This window comes from Vicinamibacteria bacterium (genome assembly GCA_035620555.1).
GTDB lineage: Bacteria > Acidobacteriota > Vicinamibacteria > Marinacidobacterales > SMYC01 > DASPGQ01.
The window spans coordinates 1-7,368 of the sequence record DASPGQ010000648.1 but is presented as its reverse complement, the minus strand read 5'-3'; the positions used below and the strand labels follow the sequence as shown (position 1 = coordinate 7,368).

The following is a 7,368-nucleotide window of genomic DNA, read 5'->3' as shown; positions in this document are numbered from 1 at the left end:
GAGGCCCTCGCGTTCGGGGCTCGGGGGGTCGTCTCGCGCAACGCGACCGGCGTTCGCTTCGCCCGCGCCCTCGACGCCGTCCTCGAGGGGCTCGTGGTCGTGGACGAGGACTTCGCCGAAGACGTCCTCCGGCCGCCGTGGCGACCACTCGGATCGGAAGAAGAGCTGACGCCGAGAGAAGTCGAGGTCCTGCAATGCCTCGCTCTCGGCCTGTCCAACAAGGAGATCGCCGCGCGACTCGGTGTGAGCTATCACACGGTGAAGTTTCACGTGAACTCGATCCTCGGCAAGCTCGGCGCCTCGAGCCGCACCGAGGTAGTGGCCGTGGCCGCCCGCGCCGGGCTGCTCACCTTCTGACCTGGCCGAACGGTCAGGTCCCTCCCCGCCCACCTTCCCGATGCGCCGTTCGGGGCAAGACGAGAGAATGAGTCAGGAGTGATGAGAATGACCACGCTGACAAGCCTCAATGACGATTTGATGAAACTTGCGGAGAAAGCCGGCGCGAGTGTCGTGCGAGTGCAGGCGCGGCGCGGGCCGCCCTCGTCGGGAATCGCCTGGTCGGCGGAAGGTCTCGTCGTCACCGCGGAGCACACGCTCGAGCGCGATGAGGATTTGGGAATCACCACGTCTTCTGGCGAGACGTACGAGGCGGAGATCGCCGGCCGCGACCCCTCGACCGGCGTGGCGCTCCTGCGAGCCAAAAAGGCCCGGCTCACCGTGCCGTCGTGGCGGGAACCGGGAGACGTTTCTTCCTCCGAGCTGGCCGTCGTCGTGACTCCTTCGCCAGCTGGAGCTCGAGCAGCCCTGACGACGATGAGTGGAGCGGCAAGCGAGGGAGAGAGCGAGCCGGGAGGCCTTCTCGGCCGCGCTCTGGAGATCGACGCGAGACCTTTTCGGGGCTTCTCGGGAAGCCTTCTGGTGGATGCCCGGGGTCTGGGGATCGGGATGGTCACGGCGGGCTTTCGCCGACGCGCCGCCCTCGTGATTCCCGTCGAGACGCTTCGCCGCGTGGCCGGGAGCCTTCTCGAGCACGGAGAGGTCCGTCGAGGCTTCCTCGGGATCGCGACCTACCCCGTTCGCCTACCCCGCCGCATCGAGTCCCAGCGCGTCGGTTTGCTCGTACTTTCCGTCCAGGAAGGAAGCCCCGCGGAGCAGGGAGGACTCTTCCTCGGTGACGTCATCCTCGAAGTCGCGGGACAGCGCATCGAATCGCCGGCGCAGCTTCTCTCTCTCCTGACGGAAGAACGCGCGGGAAAGAATCTGGAGATGCGCCTTCTTCGTACGGGGTCCGAGCAGACGATCACCGTGACCGCGGGAGTGCGGTCGTGAGATGACTCTCCCAAAGGTGGAGACCATCGGCGACGAGGAAGCCCTCGACGCCTATTCGCGCAGCGTAACCCGCGTCGCCGACGAGGTGAGCCCGTCGGTCGTCAAGGTCGCGGTGCGTGGAAGCCCTCGTCGTCGCGGCCCGGTCGCCGAAGGGAACGGATCGGGCTTCGTCGCGACGCCGGACGGCTTCATCTTGACCAATAGCCACGTGGTTCACGATGCCACCCGGATCGGGGTGACGCTGCTCGATGGCCGCAGCTACGAGGCCACCCTCGTGGGAGACGACCCTCATACGGATCTGGCCGTCATTCGGATTGGGGCGTCGAACCTTCGCTGCGCCCGGGTCGGCGACTCGGAGGCGCTCAAGGTGGGGCAGCTCGTCGTCGCCATCGGGAATCCTCTCGGTTTCCAGTGCACGGTGACGGCCGGAGTGGTGAGCGCCCTCGGCCGATCGCTACGCTCCCTCTCCGGACGTCTCATCGAGAGCATCATCCAGACGGACGCCGCGCTCAATCCCGGAAGCTCCGGCGGTCCGCTCGTGACTTCCGCGGGCAAGGTCGTCGGGCTCGCCACCGCGGTCATCAGCGGGGCGCAGGGGTTGTGCTTCGCCATACCGAGCCGCACATTCGAGTATGTGGCTGGCCGCCTGATCCGCGACGGAAGAATCGTGAGGGGGCAGATCGGAGTTCGCGGCCAGGACGTCCCGATCCCCACCCGCCTCACGCGCCACCACGACCTACCGAACACGAAGGGCATCCTCGTCATCTCGGTTCAGTCCAGCGGGCCCGCCGCGAGGGCGGGAGTTCGCGATGGCGATATCGTCGTGTCGTTCGCCGGCAATCCAGTCACGGGGGTCGACGATCTCCACCGGCTCCTCACCGGCGAACGCATCGGGGTTGCCGCAACCATCGAGATTCTGCGCGGCACGGAGAAAAGAACCCAGCAGGTCGTGCCGGAAGCTTTTTGATACTCAGTGCCGGGTCACACGAACTGTGGGCGAGTCGGGATCTCGAGCTCGGGCATGGGAGGAGCGGTGAACACGCGCCGGCACGGCTTCGCCAGCCAGCGAGCCCACTGCCGCGCTCGGCTGGTTCGCGCGCTGTCGGTAGCGAGCCCGGTGTTCGCGTACATCTGAGGAAAGAGCATCGAGATCAGCACGTAGGCCAGGCGATCGCGGACCCGGTTCGTCACCCGCGAGCGTCTCCATACCCTCGCCAAGCTGTAGAACTCGTTCCAGACTTTCTGGGTTCGATGTCTTATCTCTTCCCGGCTCATCGACGGATGGGGCAGATAGAGCTTGGGGCGCTTGTGGCGGGGAATGAGCCAGAATCGGGTGATGGGAATGCCGTCGATGGTCTCGCAGGTCGCGCCGATTTCCTTTTCCCACTGGGCGAAATCGACGGTGCCGGGAAACGGCGTGAGGGTGACGAACTGAGCGAAGTCCACTCGCGCTTCCGCGGCGAGCTTGACGGTCGAATCGAACGTCTCCGGCCGGTCGGTGGGCAGACCGAAGATGAACGACCCGAGAATATGGACGTCGTGGTCGACGAAACGGCGAAGCCGGTCCACGAGCTCGCTCCCCGCGCTGTTGAAGTCCTTGTAGACGGCCTTTAGGCCTTCCTCGGTGACCGACTCGACCCCCACGAGCGCGCCTTTCACATTGGCCCGCTTCATCGCCTTCAGATACTCCAGATCCTCCGCGGCCTCCATGGTGATCTGAGTGAAGAACACCATGTCGTGGGGGAGCTCCGCCAGTCGGTTCAACAGCTCGAAGCGCTCCGCGCGAATGGCGCGAAGCTCGGGAAGCCGTGCCCCGTTCCTGCGCTCCTCGAGCTCGATGTCCTTCTGGGTGACCGGATAGAAGTTGTCGTCGGCAAGAAGGATGAAGCGAAACCCTTTCCGCCGGAGCTCCACGATCTCCTGCACCACGACGTCCGACATGCGCTGGCGTGGCCGCTGCCCATCGGTCCGCCAGACGGAACAGAACGAGCAATGCTTCGGGCAGCCCCGCACGGTTTGAACCGATCCGATCATGTAGCGATCGGCGGGCAACATGTCCCATCGCGCCGGCAGGAAATCGTCGCCTTCGATCCGCCCGCCCTCGTAGATGTGGCCCGGCGAGCCCGCCTCCATCTCGGCGAGCACCTGGCTCCAAATCAGATCTCCGTCGCCCTTGACTACCGACGTCGCGCTCCCGTGCTCGAATGCCTCTTCGGGGTAGAGGGTCGCGTGGGAACCGCCGAAGACGACTCGAGCGCCGCGCTCTCGAGCCTTTCTTCCCAGCTCATAACCGCGCAGGGCGTTCAGAGTGTGGATTCCAATACCGACGACGTCACCCGGCCGAACCTGAGAGAAGTCGAACTCATCGAGCGTCTCGTCGACGATGTTCGGCACTCCGAAACGATAAGGGGTTGCCGCAGCCAGTACATAGAGCCACCGCGGAACGATGATCCCGATTCCGAAAGTCAGATCGTTAGGGTTCACCAGATGGACTCTCATTCAACGTCTCCGTAACGAACGCGGGGCGAACGTCAGATAGGACTGGTTTCCGACCGGACCAAGAGAGGCGAGGGTAATGGAGGCGCCCCCTTCGTGTCAACGCGCACCGCGAACGATCATTGCAGCACCGCGGATCCGTAGACGCGAAGCTCGTGGACTGCCTTGGCAACGACCTCGTCGCCATCCAGGAGCCGGAAAGTGATGGTGTATTGCCCTGGGCCGAAGTAGTGCGACTCCTGAAAGTCCCGAGTGACGGCGTCCCCGGGCTCGTAGGGATCGCAGTCCGGCTCCGACAGCGAAAAGCTGCCGTCGTCCCAGTCCCACTCCTCCGCGAGACAGTAGTAGGTGGCGGGAGAAGAGATTTCCCCCTCGAGCCGCGCCCGGAACTCCGCCCGCTTTCTGGCCCCCTGCGCCGCCGCGCCGGCCTTGATGTTCAGAATACGGGGACCATCCAGGGAGAGCTCGGGGACGTTTTCGCCGATGCCCAGCATGGCCGCAACGACCAGCCACAGCGCCATGTGCGCACCTCCAGCCTCGCAGGGTACCATTTCCGCCGCCGACCAGGAGGTTTTCTCGATGAGCTTATTCGGGCGAGGCGCTCAATGGCCGACGTCGGCCCAGCGGGAATCCCCGAGGGCGAAGAGAATGGCGTGACGGGCCTCGTGGCGCAAGACCCCCGGGCGCGCTACGTAGCGAACCACGCCCAAACTCTCCGATTCGGGTGCGACGCGGAAGCATCCATAGACGAGCAACACCGCGTGGATTCCGCTTTCGCCGCAAAAAAAGGGCGCCTCCTCGGTCGCGATCTCGAAGTGGCCCGGTGAGATGTCATAGGGGTTTCCCTCGGCCGGCGGATCCAGCCGGGCAAGGTCCTCCTGCGCTTCGAGCCACTCGTCCGCGTCGTGCCACATCGTCACGCCGCCCGCTCGGAATGGCCCCCTGCCGGAACAGGATAGAGCCAATGCGAGTAACGCCAGAACGGGCGCTCTCACGAACACGATTCGGGTACACAACACGTCGGCTTCCAAAACCGGGGCGGTCGAGGATGAGCGGGCCTGAATGGGGGCAGGCCGGGCACCCGGTTACGACCACGAAGTGCAAGACCCGTGCCTTACTCGCGACAGCTCACCTTCCCCATTTTCGCGAGTGCAGTCGCCTTCGACATGACGGGTGTGGGGAAAAGTCTGCGCCGGTGGGGGGGCTTTGAGACGTCTTGCATTCCGGGGCTTCCGGCGTTATGATCCGCGCCACGAAAACACAAACGTCTTCCTTAAGGGAGGGTCCATATGAAGAGTAAGACTGTTTTGGGTCTAGTGTGCCTGTTGCTCATCGCAGGGGTCTCTTTCGCTCAGCAAGAGGAAGAGGAAGAAATCCTGGAAGCCACGGGTGCGGTCAAGTCGGTCGCCGCCGACAAGTTGACGATCACCCACGAAGGTATGGACATGACCTTCCTCGTCAACAACGAGACGACGGTCATTGCCAAGGGTGCCAGCCACAAGATGCGCGAGGCCGAGGGCGCGGGCAAGGCGACGATGATCACCGACTTCGTGATGGAGAAACAGTCGGTCGCCATCAAGTACATCGAGGACGATGCGGGAAAACTGATGGCCAAAGAAGTTCGCGTGAGATAGCTCCGCGAATCCGTTCGATCGCCGGCTCCTTCTCTTCGATGGAGCCGGCGTTTTGTTTTACCGAGCTCTCAGGGCCGCCAGTCGACGAAGACTCGAACGCTCCGGCCCTGAAGGGGATGGAAATGGATGTCGGCGACTCCTACGACGGGCTCGCCGGGCAACCGGGACTCATAGAAGTAGTCGACGTCGTTCGCTTCCTCATCGAAGAGATTGAAGACTTCCAGCCCGAGCTGCAGGTCCCCGGGCAGGCTGCGGGCGACTCGCGCGGTCACGAACGACGAGGATGGGGAACGGACGGTGTCGTCCTCCACGAGAGGTTTCGCGCCGAAGTAGCGCCAGCGCAGACTGCCGGACCATGCTTCCAGGGCGTCGATCGTGACGCCGGCGGCGAGCACCTTCTCCATCGCGCCGGGAATGCGGTCGTCTCCATCGCCGTCGGTGAAACGGGCCCGGGTGAAGGCGACGTCGAGATGGTCGAGGTTGTGGACGACGGGAAGGAGATGAAGGCCGTAGGAGCCAGAGGACCGTCGAGGCGATCGCCACCGACGACCAGAGGCGTGACGATCGCATCATGGCAGAACGTACCGAGATGCTTTGTTTCCAGCCATGACTCGCGCCGCCCAAGCTTAGCACCGTAGTATAGAATTCGCGTCCTCACGGAGGATCTCTGTGGCCAAACTTCACGATACGAAGTCAGCCGTTTCCCGACGGTCTTTTCTCGTCGCCGGAGGTGCCGGAGCCTTCACTCTGATCTCGAAGAGTGTTCGTGGCGCGGGACAGCCCGGCCCACCTCACTTATCCACTCACGTCGCGGTCGTTGGCGCGGGCGCTTTCGGCGGCTGGACGGCGCTTCATCTCCTTCGTGCCGGTGCCCGGGTGACTCTGATCGACGCCTGGGGCCCGGGGAACTCCCGGGCGAGCTCGGGAGGAGAGAGCCGCGTGATCCGGGCCGGCTACGGCGCGGACCGGGTCTACGTCGAAATGGTCGCGCGCTCGCTCGAGCTATGGCGCGAGAACCAAGAGAGCTGGAATCGGAAGCTCTTCCACGAGATTGGGGCCTTGTGGCTTCTCGGGGAGGACGACGAGTTCGTCACCCCGTCCATGCCTTTTTTCAAAGAGCTCGGCCTGCCGTACGACGAGCTGAGCTCGACGGAAGCCCGAGAGCGATATCCTCAGATCAACTTCGAGGGAGTACGCTGGGCTCTCCTCGAGCGCCACGCGGGCTTTCTCCTCGCCCGCCAGGGGTGCCAGGCGGTCACCGAGGCGTTCATCCATGAAGGAGGCACGTTTCGTCTCGGCGCCGTCGAAGCGCCGGTGACGGCGGCGAGCGGAAGCCTGGGGAATCTTTCGCTCGGGGCCGAAGCCGTCGTCGCGGACGCCTATGTCTTCGCCTGTGGTCCCTGGCTTCCCAAGCTCTTCCCCGATATTCTCGGCAATCTCATCGCTCCCACGCGCCAGGAGGTCTTCTATTTCGGAACACCGGGTGGGGACGCGCGTTACAGCGACGAGGCCCTTCCCGCCTGGATCGCCCCGCCCTGGCGCGAGCGCGACGACCGTTTCTTCTACGGGATTCCGGGAAACGAATCGCGCGGTTTCAAGATCGCCGACGATACGCGCGGACCCGCGTTCGATCCCACGAGCGGAGATCGAAGGCCGACCGCGGAAGGGATCCAGTTCGCCCGCGAGTACATCGCTTTCCGGTTTCCCGGCCTCGCCGAGGCTCCGCTCCTCGAGGCGCGCGTCTGCCAGTACGAGGAGAGCCGCGACGGCCATTTCATCCTCGACCGGCATCCGCGCCTCGACAACGTGTGGCTCGTGGGCGGAGGCTCCGGCCACGGCTACAAGCACGGACCCGCCCTCGGCGAGCGCGTCGCCCAGATGGTGCTCGGCGAGCGTCGGGTCGATCCTT

Annotated in this window: 9 protein-coding genes; 5 read left to right on the top strand and 4 right to left on the bottom strand. The window is 64.5% G+C overall.

Annotated features, from left to right (window positions below; genetic code table 11):
• The 3 genes from VEK15_26425 to VEK15_26415 all read left to right on the top strand — a co-directional run.
• Nucleotides 1-357 (top strand): response regulator transcription factor (locus tag VEK15_26425; protein ID HXV64265.1); only part of this gene is annotated, 357 nt, incomplete at its 5' end.
• 87 nt (nt 358-444) lie between these two features.
• Nucleotides 445-1,329: a trypsin-like peptidase domain-containing protein gene (locus tag VEK15_26420; protein HXV64264.1), complete on the top strand. Its 885-nt coding sequence runs from the start codon at nt 445-447 to the stop codon at nt 1,327-1,329.
• A gap of 1 nt (nt 1,330) precedes the next feature.
• Complete coding sequence (locus VEK15_26415; protein ID HXV64263.1) at nt 1,331-2,296, top strand: trypsin-like peptidase domain-containing protein; 966 nt, start codon at nt 1,331-1,333, stop codon at nt 2,294-2,296.
• A gap of 14 nt (nt 2,297-2,310) precedes the next feature.
• Here the strand turns inward: VEK15_26415 and VEK15_26410 are convergent, their stop codons facing one another.
• From VEK15_26410 to VEK15_26400, 3 genes are all read right to left on the bottom strand, one after another.
• Nucleotides 2,311-3,828, bottom strand: coding sequence for a radical SAM protein (locus tag VEK15_26410; protein ID HXV64262.1), 1,518 nt, complete (start codon nt 3,826-3,828; stop codon nt 2,311-2,313).
• 116 nt (nt 3,829-3,944) lie between these two features.
• Nucleotides 3,945-4,346 (bottom strand): hypothetical protein, encoded by a 402-nt coding sequence (locus VEK15_26405; GenBank protein ID HXV64261.1) that lies wholly within the window; start codon nt 4,344-4,346, stop codon nt 3,945-3,947.
• 81 nt (nt 4,347-4,427) lie between these two features.
• Complete coding sequence (locus VEK15_26400) at nt 4,428-4,739, bottom strand: hypothetical protein (GenBank protein HXV64260.1); 312 nt, start codon at nt 4,737-4,739, stop codon at nt 4,428-4,430.
• A gap of 375 nt (nt 4,740-5,114) precedes the next feature.
• Here VEK15_26400 and VEK15_26395 point away from each other — a divergent pair, with 375 nt between their 5' ends.
• Nucleotides 5,115-5,459 (top strand): hypothetical protein, encoded by a 345-nt coding sequence (locus tag VEK15_26395; GenBank protein HXV64259.1) that lies wholly within the window; start codon nt 5,115-5,117, stop codon nt 5,457-5,459.
• A gap of 68 nt (nt 5,460-5,527) precedes the next feature.
• Here VEK15_26395 and VEK15_26390 read toward each other — a convergent pair whose 3' ends face one another.
• Nucleotides 5,528-5,863 carry a hypothetical protein gene (locus VEK15_26390; protein ID HXV64258.1) on the bottom strand — a complete coding sequence of 112 codons (336 nt, stop codon included), beginning with the start codon at nt 5,861-5,863 and terminating at the stop codon, nt 5,528-5,530.
• A gap of 265 nt (nt 5,864-6,128) precedes the next feature.
• Here VEK15_26390 and VEK15_26385 point away from each other — a divergent pair.
• On the top strand, nt 6,129-7,368 hold a 1,240-nt coding region (locus tag VEK15_26385; protein HXV64257.1), incomplete at its 3' end, for an FAD-dependent oxidoreductase.

Bases quoted from the DNA above. Each gene is read 5' to 3' on its own strand.
- VEK15_26400 (HXV64260.1), bottom strand. From the start codon at position 4,739: ATGTGGCACGACGCGGACGAGTGGCTCGAAGCGCAGGAGGACCTTGCC.
- VEK15_26420 (HXV64264.1), top strand. From the start codon at position 445: ATGACCACGCTGACAAGCCTCAATGACGATTTGATGAAACTTGCGGAG.
- VEK15_26390 (HXV64258.1), bottom strand. From the start codon at position 5,863: ATGGAGAAGGTGCTCGCCGCCGGCGTCACGATCGACGCCCTGGAAGCA.
- VEK15_26405 (HXV64261.1), bottom strand. From the start codon at position 4,346: ATGGCGCTGTGGCTGGTCGTTGCGGCCATGCTGGGCATCGGCGAAAAC.
- VEK15_26415 (HXV64263.1), top strand. From the start codon at position 1,331: ATGACTCTCCCAAAGGTGGAGACCATCGGCGACGAGGAAGCCCTCGAC.
- VEK15_26410 (HXV64262.1), bottom strand. From the start codon at position 3,828: ATGAGAGTCCATCTGGTGAACCCTAACGATCTGACTTTCGGAATCGGG.
- VEK15_26395 (HXV64259.1), top strand. From the start codon at position 5,115: ATGAAGAGTAAGACTGTTTTGGGTCTAGTGTGCCTGTTGCTCATCGCA.